Annotated in this window: 11 protein-coding genes and 1 pseudogene; 5 read left to right on the top strand and 7 right to left on the bottom strand. The window is 51.0% G+C overall.

The window, feature by feature from the left end; translation table 11 throughout:
• Positions 1-139: 139 nt before the first annotated feature.
• Positions 140-385 carry a hypothetical protein gene (locus tag ACTRXD_RS04680; RefSeq protein ID WP_442430682.1) on the bottom strand — a complete coding sequence of 82 codons (246 nt, stop codon included), beginning with the start codon at positions 383-385 and terminating at the stop codon, positions 140-142.
• Positions 386-407: 22 nt separating this feature from the next.
• Entirely contained in the window at positions 408-2,930 is a 2,523-nt protein-coding gene (gene hrpB / locus ACTRXD_RS04675; protein WP_442430681.1) for an ATP-dependent helicase HrpB, read from the bottom strand.
• 221 nt (positions 2,931-3,151) lie between these two features.
• Here hrpB and ACTRXD_RS04670 point away from each other — a divergent pair, with 221 nt between their 5' ends.
• Entirely contained in the window at positions 3,152-4,222 is a 1,071-nt protein-coding gene (locus ACTRXD_RS04670; RefSeq protein WP_442430680.1) for a cytochrome-c peroxidase, read from the top strand.
• 441 nt (positions 4,223-4,663) lie between these two features.
• Here ACTRXD_RS04670 and dapF read toward each other — a convergent pair whose 3' ends face one another.
• Together dapF and typA are read right to left on the bottom strand one after the other, a co-directional pair.
• Entirely contained in the window at positions 4,664-5,533 is an 870-nt protein-coding gene (dapF, locus tag ACTRXD_RS04665) for a diaminopimelate epimerase (protein ID WP_442430679.1), read from the bottom strand.
• A gap of 452 nt (positions 5,534-5,985) precedes the next feature.
• A complete protein-coding gene (typA, locus tag ACTRXD_RS04660; RefSeq protein ID WP_442430678.1) occupies positions 5,986-7,824 on the bottom strand; it encodes a translational GTPase TypA in 1,839 nt (612 codons plus the stop codon).
• Positions 7,825-8,370: 546 nt separating this feature from the next.
• On the opposite strand from typA, the gene ACTRXD_RS04655 reads away from it, so the two are divergent.
• From ACTRXD_RS04655 to ACTRXD_RS04645, 3 genes are all read left to right on the top strand, one after another.
• Positions 8,371-9,048 (top strand): winged helix-turn-helix domain-containing protein, encoded by a 678-nt coding sequence (locus ACTRXD_RS04655; protein ID WP_442430677.1) that lies wholly within the window; start codon positions 8,371-8,373, stop codon positions 9,046-9,048.
• On the top strand, positions 9,041-10,438 hold the full coding sequence (locus tag ACTRXD_RS04650) for an ATP-binding protein (protein ID WP_442430676.1): 1,398 nt from the start codon (positions 9,041-9,043) through the stop codon (positions 10,436-10,438). Before ACTRXD_RS04655 ends, ACTRXD_RS04650 begins: the two co-directional genes overlap by 8 nt.
• Before the next feature lie 287 nt (positions 10,439-10,725).
• Positions 10,726-12,306 carry a B12-binding domain-containing radical SAM protein gene (locus ACTRXD_RS04645; protein WP_442430675.1) on the top strand — a complete coding sequence of 527 codons (1,581 nt, stop codon included), beginning with the start codon at positions 10,726-10,728 and terminating at the stop codon, positions 12,304-12,306.
• A gap of 384 nt (positions 12,307-12,690) precedes the next feature.
• Here the strand turns inward: ACTRXD_RS04645 and ACTRXD_RS04640 are convergent, their stop codons facing one another.
• On the bottom strand, positions 12,691-12,957 hold the full coding sequence (locus ACTRXD_RS04640) for a hypothetical protein (RefSeq protein ID WP_442430674.1): 267 nt from the start codon (positions 12,955-12,957) through the stop codon (positions 12,691-12,693).
• Here ACTRXD_RS04640 and corA point away from each other — a divergent pair.
• Positions 12,950-13,897: a magnesium/cobalt transporter CorA gene (gene corA / locus ACTRXD_RS04635; protein WP_442430673.1), complete on the top strand. Its 948-nt coding sequence runs from the start codon at positions 12,950-12,952 to the stop codon at positions 13,895-13,897. The two genes, ACTRXD_RS04640 and corA, sit on opposite strands and share 8 nt — an antisense overlap.
• Positions 13,898-13,904: 7 nt before the next feature.
• On the opposite strand, the pseudogene ACTRXD_RS04630 reads toward corA, so the two are convergent.
• Together ACTRXD_RS04630 and ACTRXD_RS04625 are read right to left on the bottom strand one after the other, a co-directional pair.
• Positions 13,905-14,254: pseudogene (locus tag ACTRXD_RS04630) on the bottom strand (CocE/NonD family hydrolase); the annotation flags it as partial.
• Positions 14,255-14,299: 45 nt separating this feature from the next.
• Complete coding sequence (locus tag ACTRXD_RS04625) at positions 14,300-15,574, bottom strand: ATP-grasp domain-containing protein (protein ID WP_442430672.1); 1,275 nt, start codon at positions 15,572-15,574, stop codon at positions 14,300-14,302.
• Positions 15,575-16,444: the final 870 nt, after the last annotated feature.

Here is a 16,444-nt window from a genome sequence, read left to right as displayed (position 1 = left end):
TCGTCCGTTTTTTAGCCAAGTATGCCCCACTTGGAATCTCAATGAGTCCCAATAACCTTGAAAGGTAGGTCTGAGACCAATGCCTTATGCAGGAACATGACCCTGGATTACGGGTCAATAGATGAATGAAAAATCCCATTTAAAGGATGGCGACGGAAGAAGGACCACGAACGACTGCAATCCATTCCTTTCTTGAAAAATATCCCCATTCATCTTGGTAACGCCTGTAAATCCGTTCCAAATGTTCTTTGGTGACCATTCCCTTCAGCCGTTTTGTAAAATCTCTCGTATGTGTAGCATGGTCAATTGGGGTTGATCCTTCCATGAAATTGTCCGTAATGGCGATGGCTAATATTTCTTGATCGGATTGGTCTGCCAGGTACATGGGTATACCCTCCTTCGATGAATTATCGCCTTTTGATGCCGCGAGTGGGCGGGGCCTGAAGAGGGTCATCGGGCCAGAAGTGTTTGGGGTAGCGGCCCTTCAATTCTTTTTTCACTTCCGTGTAACCGGTTTTCCAAAAACTTGTGAGGTCCTGGGTGACCTGAACGGGGCGTCTGGCCGGAGAGAGCAGATGAATGAGGACAGGGACTCTCCCATTGACCAGGCGGGGCGTGTCGCATTGTCCGAATAATTCCTGAAGACGGACAGCCAGAATGGGAATCTCTCCTGACAGATAATCCAAGGGAATGTGCGATCCTGTGGGCACCGTGAGATGAGAGGGCGCCAGAGTGTCGAGCGTGCGCCGTTGTTCAGGAGAAAGGAGCGCCTGAAGCGGCCAGGCAAGATCGATCCGTTTCAGCTGATTGAGGCTGGAGAGATTGATGAGAAAAGGCCCAAGCCACTGGTTCAATGTCTGAAGGAGTGTGTCGTCCGAGACATCGGGCCAAGCGGATCCCGGTTCCGTGGCGCGACGCAGAAATTGGACGCGCGCCTGCCAGTTTCTGAGTGTGGGGTTCCAGGGCAAACAGGAGAGGCCCGTGTTTCGAAGGCCGTCGAGAAGGGCGGTTAACACCAAATCAGGATCAGGATCGGGAAGTCGGCCTTCCTCAAGAATGAGTTCTCCGAGTCGTCGTTGCCGGATGGATCTGACCGCTTGCGTCGAGGCATCCCACATCACAGAATCCGTTGACTGTATGAGATCCCCGCAGTGGGAGAGCAGATCTTCAACTGAAATCGGGGCAGCCATATAGATAAGTGCCGTTGCCGGGGCACCGTTAAGATCTGCAATCACGAGCCATTCTTCATGTTCCAATGGATCCGGGTGATGAAATCTTGCGCTTCGCCCGTTGGCCAGGCGGTATCGTCTGTCCTCATCTGATTGTCGTTGCGCAATCCGGTCGGGGTAGGCCAGCGCCAGGAGTACACCCAACTGATCAATCTGTTGTTTGGGGACATGGTGAGGAGTGGCGATGTGCATTGTCCGTTGCCATGACTGTGAGGCCTGGCGAATGCGTTGGATGGTTGCCATATCCAGAGCCCCGGTGCTTCTCTGCCCAGGGGCGCCATCATAGAGAATATCAAATCGGGTGCGAAGATCGGCATGCTCTCGTGCGAATGATCCTTTGAACAAGTTTTGTTCGCTTAAGACTGCGGCGAGATCGCATGCTAAGGCTCCCACTCCCAGCGCCTTTCCCTTCAGGACCATATGGGCGAGTCGCGGATGCATGGGGAGATCGGCCATCGCCCGGCCATGATCGGTGATGTGCCCATGAGTATCACATGCGCCAAGGGAGTGAAGGAGCTGTCGTGCCCGAGCGATGGCTCCGGAAGGAGGAGGGTCAAGCCAGAGTAATTCCTGTGGATCGTGATTTCCCCATTGAGACAACTCCAACACGAGCGAGGTGAGGTCGGCATCAAGAATTTCCGGTGTGGTTCGGGGAGTGAAGGTACGCTGCGCGGCCTCAGACCAGAACCGTATACACAGGCCGGGTTCCAGGCGTCCCGCTCGCCCGCGACGTTGTTCTGCCGATTGTTGGGAGACCGTGAGGGTGGCCAGCCGGCTCATACCGCTGCGTGCATCAAAACGTGGTACGCGCATGAGCCCTGTATCGATGACGAGACGAATGCCTTCGATGGTGAGACTGGATTCGGCAATATTTGTGGATAGGACCACTTTGCGCCATCCGGCAGGCGGTGGAAGAATAGCCTGGTCCTGGGCCTGAGCGGATAAATCCCCATAGAGCGGAGCGATGCGCGTCTGTGGGTCAAGAGGCAGGTCTGCCAGGAGCCGTTCCACCTGACGGATTTCTCCCGCACCCGGAAGAAACACCAGGAGGTTGCCCTGTTCGGTCTTCAGCAGACGATGAATGGTATGGGCCACCTGCATGGCGAAACTTTTCCCCTCCGGCTTTCCGATGTAGCGGGTTTCGACGGGAAACATCTTGCCTTCGCAGCTGATCACTGGAGCCTGTCTCAATTGTTGCGAGATGGCCGCACTGTCTAGTGTGGCTGACATGATCAACAGCCGGAGATCCTCTCGAAATACCTTCTGCGATTCCAGACATAAGGCCAAGCCCAGATCGGCTTGCAGGCTGCGTTCATGGAATTCATCGAAGATGATCAGGCCATAGTGTTGTAAAGAGGGATCGTGCTGCAGGATTCTGGTGAGAATGCCTTCGGTTACCACTTCCAGTTTTGTGTTCGGGCTGATTTTGGTATCCAACCGTGTTCGATATCCAACGGTGGTGCCAACGGTTTCCCCCAGAAGATCGGACATGCGGCGCGCGGCGGCGCGCGCGGCCAACCGGCGGGGCTCCAGCATGATGATAGTTTTTGGGATCAACCACGGCTCTTTGAGAAGGGCCAGCGGGATCTGTGTCGTTTTTCCGGCGCCCGGCTGTGCGGTGAGAAGGACGATTGGGTGTTGCCTGAGCGTCTGTTGTAGCTGGGGAATTATAGCATCAATGGGATACGTGTGGGTCTTCATGAAAAATTAATTGGAAGTGGAATGGCGAATCAGAGGTTCTCAGGAAGGCCTCATTGTTGAACAGGGAACATACCTGAAGGGAGACGATCGGAGCATCCCTCTCCAGTATGTATATAGCGATTGCTTTTCAATTTTATTGAGAGTTAGGGTACACTGAAGTATTGAATAAGGGGTTATGTACATCGGAAACGGCATCAAACTGATCAGGAGGGGAAGACGGAATGAAGCCAGCAATTAAAATGAAACGGACCATAGTACTTTGCACAATCCTGGTAGGACTGGGTCTCCCTTCCACTGGAATAGGGAGTGAAACGAGCCCTGATTCCGGAGTGGGAATGATTACGGTTGATGGTCATACAGTTCCCGATATTGGTCCACTGCCGACGGCGGTTCCTGTGCCCGCCACCAATTTGAATTATGCCGCCAAACTGTCTCTGGGTAAACAGCTGTATTTTGATGGGCGGTTATCCAAGAACAACGCGATCTCTTGTGCATTTTGTCATAACCCAGTGGCGGGTTTTGCCGATCCCAACCAAACCTCGACGGGGGTGGGTGGAAAGCGTGGAGGCCGGCAATCACCGACCGTGTACAACACGGCTTTCAATACATTTCAATTTTGGGATGGTCGAGCCGGCTCTTTGGAAGAACAAGCGATTGGTCCTATTCATAATCCCGTTGAAATGGCCGAGACCCATGAAAGTGTCGTTCCCAAAATTGCCAAGATAAACGGCTATAAGGAAGAGTTCCAGAAAGTATTCGGAACCGGAGTGAGTTTGCAGGGAATTGCCGAAGCGATCGCTGCCTATGAACGGACCATCATCTCCACCAATTCGGCCTTCGATAAGTTTGTCTTAGGTGATCAACAAGCGATGGGAGAAGAGGCCCAACGGGGGATGGCCCTCTTTAAAGGAAAAGGCCGGTGCATTCTCTGTCACAACGGTTCCAATTTTACAGATAATCGGTTCCACAACCTCGGCGTGCCGCAAGTGGGACCGATGGAAGAAGATTTGGGGCGGTATTATGTGACCCTTCGAGAACGCGATAAAGGAGCATTCAAAACTCCAACCCTTCGAAGCATTACGGAATCTGCACCGTATATGCATGATGGCGCTTTTAAAACATTAGAGGAGGTGATCGACTTTTTTGATAAAGGTGGGAATGCCAATCCTCAGTTGAGTCCGTTGATGAAACCACTGGGATTGGCGCCGAAAGAGAAAGCCGATCTTGTTGCCTTTCTGAAAGCATTGACCGGCGAACCGATTCCGTTTGAGTTTCCGAAGTTACCAGAATAAACGGGCCTAAACCGGAGAGTAGGTGAATGCTCATTTTCGAGGTTGTTTCGCAAAGGTCTGTAGCAGGTTGTCGGGAGAAATGATGTTGGAGGATTATCCCACAGACAAGGCAGAGCAGGGCAAAACTGAGTATCGGACCATGGCTATTGCCTGAATGGTCACGGGACGAAAGGTCAGGGAGATGGTCCGAGGGTGGATAGTCTCACGCCTAGGCCCGCTGACCCCGCCTCGGAGACAATGCAGAAAAAGTCGGAAAAAGAATTGTTAAGGATGATTCGAGATTGAAATTCAGGGACCTCGATGTCCTAGAGGAAGGGAGAGTTATCGTAGCAGCACATACGGAATGTCTTGGCCTTTCTGTGAGGGTTCGGGAGGTAACCCCAGCAGGGTGAAGAAGCAAATCCTAAAGCGAGAGGAGGAGTGGGGGAATAGATATCTATTTCAACGCAGGGCGTCTATGAAGGCTTGACTGATTTCCCCTCTGGCGACCTCGGTAACGGGCCCTTTCATCGTGATGTTGTACTGAGGATCAACGGTAATATCCAATGTTCCTCCAGGCGCCTTTACACACACGGGACTTTTAACTAACCCTAACCGTACTCCCGCACAAGCCGCCGCACAGGCGGAGGAGCCTGAGGCCTGTGTTTCTCCCGCACCCCGTTCCCAGATCAAAATAGAAATGGTCCGAGGCCCGGTTGGAACGGCCAGTTGGACATTGGTTCGTTTGGGAAAAATGATATGATTTTCCAGTTCCGGACCGATTTCAAGAAGGTCCTGGCGGGTCCATTGTTCTTCCTGTTTCTTATACACCACGCAATGCGGGTTTCCGACACTGACCCCGGTAAACCGGAGAGACTGGCCTGCGGCTTTAACCGGCTGTTGAATTAATTCAGGCACCCGTAAGGTGCAGGGGAGAGAAATGGGTTGAAACGAGGCTCGTCCCATATCGACTGTGGCCCCATTCACGTATCCATGGCCGTTAAGTTCCAAATGGATCTCAACCAATCCGCCCTTGGTTTCTACGGTAAAGTGTTTTTTCCTCGTATGTTTGGTGTGGTACAGATAGCAGCCGAAAATCCGCAGTCCATTACCGGATTTCTCGGCTTCACTCCCGTCCGGGTTGTATATGCGCAGTCCAAAGTCGGCTTTTTTTGAAGGCCCGAGCGCCAGAATGCCGTCACTTCCCACTCCCCAATGCCGATCACAGAGAGCCCGGATGGTCCGTGGTGTTAATTTAAAAGACATTTTGGCCGGGTCGAGAGCAATATAGTCATTGCCCAGGCCATGTCCTTTGAAGAAATTGTTGTTCATGCCTGCTCCACAATGGTATGGACTGCTATCGGGTGATAGGCCTTGCCGGCAAGGCTTTTTCCCGTCTGGACGGTAGGCGTGAATTATACGTAAAAATGATGAAAGAGGAAAGTGCTGAAGAAGGGAAAACGCCTAAGGGGTTAAAATCTTATGGCGAGTGGGGCAGAGAGTTGCCTGTTAGACTCTTGAGCCGGTCAATTTGAAAATGAGAGGGGGCAAACAGGACTTTTCTCCAGCCTTTCGGGAGCAATTTCTTGAATGATTGTTGGGAAAGGCCTGGGAAAAAGGCGTCCTGGATAAATTCTGGTCAAAGGGTATTCGAGCCAGGCGAACAGTTATTTGGTCCACAAGTCATGCGGGTTGATTCGGAGAAAATGGCCATGGGCCCCGCCGCCACGGTTGAGTGATGGCAAGGCCCAAAAATCAGATCAAAAATTGGGAGGAGGCAAAAGTCATTGAGCCTTCTTGGACAGGTTGCGAGCGGAGCGGCGCTCGTTATCGGTGAGGTAGCGCTTTCGCAGGCGCACATTTTTTGGAGTCACTTCGACCAGTTCATCATCTTCGATAAATTCCAAGGCGAATTCCAGGGTCATTTCCCGTGGCGGAATGAGGTGAATGGCTTCATCGGTTCCAGAGGCTCGAATATTTGTGAGTTTTTTCTCGCGAATGGCATTCACCACCAGGTCATTGCCTTTGTTGTTGACCCCAACCAGCATGCCCTCATAAATATCGTCGCCGGGATGGAGGAAAATTTCTCCACGATCTTGAAGTCCCCAGAGGCCATAGGCCACGGCTTGCCCAGGACCATGAGAAATGAGGACTCCAGCCGAACGATGAGGAATCTCTCCTTTAAAGGGTTGGTATTCATGGAAAATTTGTGACATGACACCGCTGCCTCTGGTCATCCTCAATAATTCACTGCGAAATCCCAAAAGGGCACGCGACGCAATGTGGAATTCCATGCGGACGGTGCCGACTGCACTGATCCGCAGGTCCTTCATTTCGGCTTTTCGGCCACCCAGGGCTTCGATGACCGCACCCTGATAACCGGGATCCACCTCAATGACCACGAGTTCGACGGGTTCCAGGATTTCGCCGTCCATCTCTTTGTAAATGACTTTGGGCGGGGATACTTCTAATTCAAACCCTTCCCGACGCATAGTTTCGATTAAAATGGACAAATGGAGTTCGCCGCGTCCTGAAACCGTAAATCGCTCACCACCGTCGGCCTCCTCCACCTTAATGCCCACATTCATCATGGCTTCGTGAGCCAGGCGTTCACGAATGTGTCGTGATGTGAGAAAGCGCCCCCCGTCTTTTCCAGCCAAAGGGCTGGTGTTATGAGAGAAGTTCATGGAAATCGTGGGTTCATCAACGTTGACGGTCGGTAAGGCTGTCGGATTTATAGGAGAAGCCAAGGTTTCTCCCACCCGAACGTCCTGATGGCCGGCCAGGGAAATAATATCTCCGGCTTGAGCGGAATCGGTTTCGATCCGGGTGAGCCCTTGATAGGCCAACAGTTTGGTGACCTTGCCGCGGGAAATGGTGCCATCCCGTTTAATGGCGACGATCTGATTGCCGACTTCAATCATCCCATGGACAATCCGTCCCACTGCCACACGACCGATATAGGAGTCATATTCCAACATGGTCACGAGCATTTGAAACGGTTGTTCCGGGTCAGCCACGGGCGGCAGGACCCGATGAATGATCGTGTCTAATAAGGGTTTCATATCAACGGCGGGATCACTCATGTCCAGCGTGGAATTTCCTTCTTTTCCGGATGCATACACAATGGGGAAATCTAACTGTTCGTCGGTTGCGTTGAGTTCGCAAAACAAATCAAAGGTTTGATTCACGATTTCTTCGGGACGGGCGCTGGGGCGATCGATCTTGTTAATCACCACGATGGGTTTCAAATGCAGTTCCAACGATTTTTTCAGGACGAACTTGGTTTGGGGCATCGGGCCATCAAAGGCATCCACGAGCAGGAGCACGCCGTCCACCATGCGTAGAATTCGCTCGACTTCACTCCCAAAGTCGGCATGGCCAGGCGTATCGACGAGATTGATGCGGGTATCTTTATAGAGGAGGGAAGCATTTTTCGAAAAAATGGTAATGCCACGCTCTTTTTCCAATGGATTCGAATCCATAATGACGGCTTCGCCTTCTTTGAAGACATGCGCGCCGGTTTGCCTGAGCAGGGCATCCACTAACGTTGTTTTGCCATGATCGACGTGAGCGATGATGGCGACATTGCGAAGGTCTTTTCGGCGTTTTTGATTCAGCATGACAGTCGGTTCCTTTGTTGGACACAACCAGACGAAGCACGAACGACATTGTTCGATGCTGAGGTTGCGTATCGAGGCCGGTCTGAGGAGGTTTGGGCTACGGCACCGGCCAGAACAGCCGGAGAATGGCTTGGATCCTGCGAGACGGTCGATTCTTGGAAAACCGTACAGGAAGATCGGTCTTAATGCAACTGGCATTCCTTGACTTTCCTTAAATTTAAAAAAGCCCCTTCAACATTTGACGGCGATTTTTTACCCTTTCATCCAGCTAAGGAGATTCTTTAAGGTGAGAACCACCGGAACCTAGATGGCCTCTGATTTAAACGAAGGCGATGTACCCGGGCGAATTAAGTAGAGTTTAGAGTTTCAAGATGATGGACTTACGTCGGGTAAAACCGATAAACGCAAAATGGTTTAATGACATGGTGGAGGAGATTTCCTCGTTCGCTCCGGGTGTTGGACCAGGAGATTTTAGCTGAGACAGGGTCCTTTCCCGTGTTATGCTGAAGTTATCCCCAACCCAAGTATAAAGGCTTACGTACGGTAATGAAGATCCTCGTGCTGGAAGATGATCAAGAAACGGCGTCCTATATTGCCAGTGGTCTAGTCGAGGAAGGGTACGTCGTCGATATCGCCACGGATGGGAAGGAGGGGTTTAAGAAGGCCATAAATGAGGTGTATGAAGTCTTGATTGTAGACCGGATGCTACCCAGTCTTGACGGGATCAGTCTGGTCAAGGGACTGCGAACCACAAATGTGAAAACACCCGTACTCTTTCTCAGTGCCTTGGGTGAGATTGATCATCGAGTCGAAGGACTCCAATGTGGTGGTGATGATTATCTCACTAAACCCTTCGCCTTTTCGGAATTAAAGGCTCGAGTTGAGGCTCTGCGTCGTCGTCCGCCCATGTCAAGGATTGAGACACGGTTGCGCGTCGGGGATCTGGAAATGGATTTACTCACACGAATCGTAAAACGGGGAGAGGTGTGTATTGAGCTTCAGCCTCGCGAATTCCGCCTGCTCGAATATCTCATGCGAAATGTCGGTCAGGTGGTGACCCGCACCATGCTGCTTGAGCATGTATGGGATTTCTATTTTGATCCCCGTACCAGCGTGGTCGACACGCATATCAGCCGTCTGAGGATGAAGATCAATAAAGGCGTTGCACAGCAACTGATCCATACGGTCCGTGGCACGGGCTATCGTATGAGTGCCGATGCGTAAGCTTCTACGTACTGCCAGTTTCCGATTAACCCTTTTCACCGCGTGTCTGTTTGCGGTTTTTGTGATCACCACCTTTGTCGTGTCATATTGGATAGCCGTCCGGTACCTACTTGAGCGTGTTGACGGAGAAATCACCTGGCAGATTCAGATGCTCGTCAAGGAGTATCAGGCCGGATCTCTCAATTCGGCGAATCCCGATCTGGTGGAACCGGGGACTTACCTTCTGTTGCGGGATAGCGCCGGGAGATCAATTGTTCAGAATTTGCCTTCAGGGGCTCCTGTCCAAAAATGGTTTCAGGAACTGCCGCCGAAAGACATCCCGATTGATGATGCATCACATAAACTTCGCGCGCAGGCGGTGTTGTTGCCGGATGGCACCCAATTGACCGTCGGGCAGGATTTAAAAGATCTTGAAGCGGCGAAAGAATTTTTACGGCAAGCGTTTGGATGGTTGTTAGCCGCTATTCTCATAGTGGGGCTCGCCTGCGGAGCGATTGTGAGCGCCATTACGTTGCGACGTGTGGAAGAAATCAATCTCACTGTGGGGGACATCATCAAGGGGCACATTGACCGTCGTATTTCTCTCAAGGGGACCAATGACGAATTTGATCGGCTAAGTCGCCAAATTAATCTGATGCTGGCACAAATTGAAAAATTGATGGGAGGATTGCGGCAGGTTTCAATAGATATGGCTCATGATTTGAGGACGCCGTTGTCGCGTATGCGACAGAAACTGGAAGGAGCGCGTAACCGCGCAACCTCTCTGGAGGATTATGAGCAGGCTATTGATCAGGCCCTCAAACAAAATGATGAAATTCTGGAAACGTTCAGTGCCCTCTTGGGAATCGCACAGTTGGGCTCTGGTGCCTACCGGCAGAAATTTCATGAGATCTCACTCAGTGAAATCTTTGAAATCCTTGAAGAAACCTACGCCCCGATTGCCGAGGAGCGTCATCAAATTCTCTTTGCCACTATCCAACCAGATCTGCAGTTCCATGGCGATAGCAGACTCATCACCCAAATGCTCGTCAACCTCATAGAAAATGCCATTCGTCATTCCCCGTCAGGTGCTAGAATCTCTCTCATCCTTTCTCAACGAATGTCCGGGATGACGGCCGTCATCACCGATACAGGACCTGGCGTTCCGGAATCCGAACGAGAAAAAATTTTCCAACGCTTTTACCGGCTGGAAGCCAGTCGAACGACAACCGGGAGCGGACTCGGCCTTAGTTTAGTGTCCGCGATTGCCGATCTTCATGGAATCCGTATCAGTCTTTCCGACAACCAACCAGGATTACGGGTAACATTGGAATTTCCCCTGCCCAATTCTCAGCCGTACAAAAAACCCCCAACCTTACCAATTCGTAATAATTTAAAACAGCTTCGGTAAGATTCGTTCCTGTATAATTGAATGACTATTAACCGTTCAGATCTTTTACCTCTCCAATTTTTCTACGTTGGGACAAGGTCGGAGCTTATCAAAGGCGAAATGGGGCAGAACGTTCGGAATGACGATCAGAATGAATTCTCGTTCCAATAAGAAGTGCATCCCCCCAATTCCGAACGATCAACGGGATTCGATTTCAAACTTCACGGGCAGCATAGGCTGCTGAAAAACCCTATTTCCCCATTCTGGAACCGTTCCTGCCTTAGCGCTTGAGTTTATGGAGGTTTTATATGCGACCACGTCGGGTGACGATATTGGATCTTGTTACGAAGGGACCGACCAATTCTCTCTATGCCCGGGTCATGAATCAAAACCTGGCGAGCATTATGCCGCAGGTCGTTGGGGTGTGGTGTGAGGAATTAGGCCATCAGGTTCGCTTTGTCTGCTATACCGGTCGTGAAGATCTTCACCGGGAATTGCTGGATGAGACGGATATTGTGTTTATCGGGGCCTTTACCCGGTCCGCGCTGACCGCCTATGCCATCAGTAGCATGTTTCGAGCCCGAGGGGCCGTGACGGTATTGGGCGGGCCTCATGCTCGGAGCTATCCGCAGGATGCGGCCAAGTACTTCGATTATGTGGTGGGGTTTACGGACAAGAATCTCATTCAGGATATTCTGGCGGATTGTGCGCAGCATCGTCCTCTGGGAGTGCAGCTCGCAGCAGCCCGGCAGCCGACCGCATTGCCTGGAGCGAAGGAGCGCTGGAAATTCATCGAACCGACCATCGCCAAGGCGCCCACGTCATTTAAAGTCGTGCCGATGATCGGCAGCATGGGGTGCCCCTATACCTGCGGGTTTTGTGTGGACGCCAATGTGGACTATCAGCCCTTGTCGTTTGACCAGATCAGCGAGGATCTCAAATTTCTGCGGACAAAGTTGAAGCGACCGATTGTGGCATGGCACGACCCGAATTTCGGGGTGCGGTTTCAGGAATATATGAATGCCATTGAAACGGCGATTCCACCCGATAGTATTGACTTCATTGCAGAAAGTACCCTGTCGCTCCTGGCCGAACCCCACCTGAAACGATTAAAGCAGAATGGATTCAAGGCCATTTTGCCGGGGATTGAGTCGTGGTATGACATGGGCGATAAATCACGGACCGGTCGCCACAGAGGACAAGGAAAAGTGAAGCAGGTGGCCGATCATATCAATCTGATACTCCGCTATATCCCTTATGTTCAGGTGAATTTCGTGTTGGGCCTGGATTCCGACCAGGGATCTGAACCCTTTGACCTCACCAAACAATTTTTAGATTTGGCTCCCGGAGCTTTTCCCGCCTTTTCCCTGCTCACGGCATTTGGCCAGGCAGCTCCCTTTAATCGGGAATTGCAACGGGATGGACGGGTGCTGCCCTTCCCTTTTCATTTTCTTGATAACAACCACGCGATGAATGTGCGTCCCAAGCATTATGCCTGGCCGGAATTTTATGATCACGTCGTGGATCTGTCCCGGCATGCCTTTTCCTGGCCGATGATTGGCAAGCGGATGATGCTGAATCGTGGCTGGATTCCCACATGGTTTAATTTCATCCGGTCGGTGTCGAGTGAAGGGTTCGGCCGGATCAAATACCACACGAAGATCCGGAGATTACTGGATACGAATATGTCGGTCCGAAACTTTCTGGAAGGGGAAACTTTGGAATTGCCCAAGTTTTACGCGAGAAAAATTCGTGGAAAACTCGGTCCATTATACGACCTGCTTCCGGAAGGGGCCACGATGCATGATCATCATGCGTATCTGCACTCCTACCAGGAGCCCACTCCTGCGCTTGTTGAGGTGGGACCACTCCCGGGATTGGTGCATTAAGGCCCTGAGTCCACTTCATCGTTCCATAAACGGAGTGTTGAATAATTCTGATCTCCGATGGCAAAACGTCGCACAGCCATACGGCCCCTTAGGGGAATCGGGTCGGTTCCAAAAAGCATGCCCTGAGTCTTCCCGAAGGGTCCGTCCAGTCCTGTCCTGAGGCCCCTCGAAGGAAAGGCCACAGCCATTTTTACGCGCGGAGCGTATGTGTAATACGTGAGCACGGAAAAATGGCGAGAACGCCGCTGGCGGCTTTTTTCAACAGACCCATAAGAAGACCGGCTTCCGTCAGCAGGATTTAAACCATCCTCCTCCTCTGATCTATTCCTGATTCTTACCGGAATAGAAAAATGCTCGCTGTTCTCCCGTCCCCTTGGCTCTTTTTCAGCGGGAAAGGATCGCCTCATTGTAGCCGCGTAACACAAGACTGTCGCTCACGGGTGCATCGCTTGCTTCATCGAATCCCGTTGATGTAAAAACGGCGCATTGTTTTTTCTCTTCCCAATCCTGGCGTGCATTTGATGAGGGGGGCTCTGCGGCAATAAGTTTTGCAGGGGCCTGGTAGTACCGAACCGGGGATCGAACGAAGAATCCCAATGAAGGGATACTCTTTTCGATCTCGCGAACAAGAGAGGATCGACCATTGATCAATGCCTATGCCTTACATGATGGAAAGTTCCAGGCTTTGCCCGTCCCGGAGCTTTCCAATACTCTTCACGTACCCATATGGATCGATCTCACCGCTCCGACGGACGACGAACGGCAAATAATTGAGACTTTGTACGATCAATCTCTGCCCACGAGCAAAGAGGTGCGTGAAATTGAAGCCAGTGCCCGTGTCAATGAGGGAGAGGATAGCCTCCATATCTATTCATTCTTTTTTCAGGAAGAGGATCATGGCGCCACCACGAGGGCGGTCGCCTTTACGCTGAAAGACAATTGCATCATTACCTTACACGATCATCCCATCCCGTTGTTTCGTCTGATGCGGCGAAGAGCCCGACATGAATCGGATCTGATCCGGGATCCATTGTCGGTTCTTCTGGCTTTGTTTGAACTGAAAATTGAACATCTGGCCGACCAGTTGGAAGCCACACATTTGGCATTGGAAACCATCAGTCAAACGGTACTGGCGAAAGAGGGCAGAAATCTGCAGGGGGCGATCGATTCGCTGACCAGACAGGAAGATGTCAGTGGAAAGGTACGGCTGTGTTTGATGGATACGCAACGCGCTTTAGCCTTCCTCCTGCGGCGAGGGCGGGGAGACGAAACGGTACGCGATTGGATTCGCGAAATCTTGCGCGATATCGATTCTCTGCTCCCCCACAACACGTTTCTGTTTGAAAAGGTCAATTTCTTAATGAATGCGGCCATGGGGTTGATTAATATCGAACAAAACCAGATTATCAAGACCTTTTCCATCGCCGCCGTGGTCTTTCTGCCTCCGACCTTAATTGCCAGCATCTATGGGATGAATTTCGATGTGATGCCGGAACTGCATTGGTGGTGGGGATACCCTTTGGCCGTGTGCGCAATGGTGTTCTCCGGAATCGCTCCATATTGGTATTTTAAGCGGAAGGGATGGTTGTGAGGGATCACGGTTGATTAGCAATCCATTGCAAAACTTCCAATCCATCCTGCTGTTCCTGATGGATATATTCGTCAGTCAAAATGCCTTCGGAGTCGCCGCTTCCCCGTAAATCCACGCGGACACAGGCATAGCCATGGCCGGTTAGATAGGGGTGCGTGACGGAATCCCGATGAGCGGTGCCATCGCGTTTACGATAGGGTAGGTATTCTAAAATTCCGGGAACCGGATTGGCTTCGCTCTGCTCCGGCAGCCAGATTCTGGCGGCCAAGCGGATGCCGTCCGACATAGGGATCAGACATGATCCATCTCACGAACGGGATACGGGAACGAATGGACGGTTTTGAAAGTTCCTGCCATTAAAAGATGCGAATAGGGTTTCCTTTCGGGAATAGGGCTATCGGGCTAAGAAGAATATTCGAATGGTAAATAGTCCAGGCATTGATGGTACTTCTCCAGCAGATCCTGTTCATTTTTGGCTCCCAAAAAGATATACCCCAATTCAAAACTGTAACTTTCCTGATTAGTCAATTCGGAGAGTCGCATGCCTTCTTTGACATGAATATTCACGAGAGCGTCTGGAAATTGTTCATTCAATCGCGTGATCTGCTCATCATTCGGCACTCGCTTCACAACGGCATCTTCATGTTTGCGGAGAAAAATTTTTGCCGCACAGCCGAACTCTCCTTGCCGGTGTGGAAATCCGGGCTTCTTGCCAAGAGCCAGATCGATCATGACTTCGAAATGGGAGGCTCCGTCCACTTTACGAAAAATTTCGCAATGCGATTGGGAAATGCGGGGATTGATTTCCAATACCCACAGGCGGTCGTTCGATTCGTCGTAAAAAAATTCCATATTAAAGGGTGCCTGGTCATAGCCGAGATGAAGCATGATCGTCTGCGCCGAAGCCTTCATTCGTGTTTGCACCTCTTGCGGCAAATGCGACGGATATTGATATCTGCTAAACGTGGATCGGTTGCTCTCTCTGATAGAATCAATCACCCCATACACCTCGACCTGGTTTTGGTAGACATAGCCCTCCAAGGTACATTGCCGTCCTGACACCAGGGATTCGGCGATACAGTATTCGCCTCCAACACCCGCCACTGATGGTGGAAGCGTGATGTGATTAAGAAAAAAATTAAACGGTTTGGCAAATTTGTGAATCCCCTGGCGAATGCTCTCCACCTTTTCCTGAAATTCCCGGTCATCATGAATGCGATATCCTAACTGCGAGGCAAACGCTTTAACGGGCTTAATCCAGAAGGGATAGGCCAGAGTCACCGGCGATTGGGCATCGGGCTCAAGAGGATTGAACGCGCAAAATTCCGGAATATCAGTAAGCACCTGGCGTTGCTCCAATCGGCTCCAATACTTATGTTCACATTTCAATACGCTTGTCATCGAAGGACCCGGCATGCCCCGCTTTTGATTCAACAGGGGGACGAGACAAGTGGTGGGGAAATCCCAATATCCTACAATCGCATCAACGGTCCCCGGAAACGAGTCAAGAATGCGCTCAGCTTCCTGCAACAATTTTTCCGGGTGATAACTCTCGCGCCTTTTCACCTCATGAGCCCGTGAGAGAGGATGAAAGGTTAGTGACTTTTTTTGGCCAATCGGTGTGAGCAGGGCCAGGTTGAACTCATCGAGGCCGACAACAAAAATATGTTTTGACATGACATCATCCTCTCAAAAAATGAGTGGAAAACCGCTGCTATTCAAATTGGGTGCAGAAGGTTGTCGTTTTTCCCCGCCTCCCGAATGTCCTGTTGTTTCTTGTAACTACTCTCCATCAGCTTACTGCAATATTATTTACTGTATCGTAGGTATATCGAGAGAAAACCTGGTAGGAACCCTGGCGGAGGATACCAACTATTCCGGTTTCTGGTAGAGGACTATGGCAGCGTGCACGGTGAGGAGGGGCGTCAAAAATGCCAGGGCATTATGTATTTGTCATCTCGTACGGAGGGCCTGATCAACAGAACACCGTATTGAAGTACTCCAGGATAGGTAAAAGTGATTTCGGTCTCCAAGACATGGACCTGGAGACGATCGTGTCCGATGTTCTGGTGACCTTGAAGCCGCGGCTTAATGAAAAAGGAATTACCCCTCGCTGTGGTGGACCTTTCCCCAAGTTGTGGAAACTTTCCTTCCCCTTTACTCAATCCCGTCTTCATATTCGTATTTAATGATTTTTTCCGTTGGGAGATGCGTATGCGCCCACTTCGGGTGACGATCATCCATTTGGTGACCAAAGAGCCCACGGATTTTCTCTACGCCAGGGTCATGAACTAAAATCTGGCCAGCATTTTGCCTCAGGTGGTGGGAGTCTGGTGTGAAGAGCTCGGCCATCAGGTGCATTTTAGGTGTGATACCGGCCGCGAAGAGTTACACCAGGAATTATTGCAGGAAACTGACGTTGAATCGGGGCTGGATTCCAAGTGGTTTAATTTCGTGAGGTCGGTGTCCAGTGAAGGATTCGGCCGGATCAAATACCACACCAAAATCCGTAAATTGTTGGACACCAATGTCCCGGTCAGAAAATTC

It is taken from the genome of Nitrospira sp. T9 (assembly GCF_052156535.1).
Lineage (GTDB): Bacteria > Nitrospirota > Nitrospiria > Nitrospirales > UBA8639 > Nitrospira_E.
Note: the sequence above shows the minus strand (reverse complement) of the source record. Positions and strands in the feature narration are given on the sequence as shown.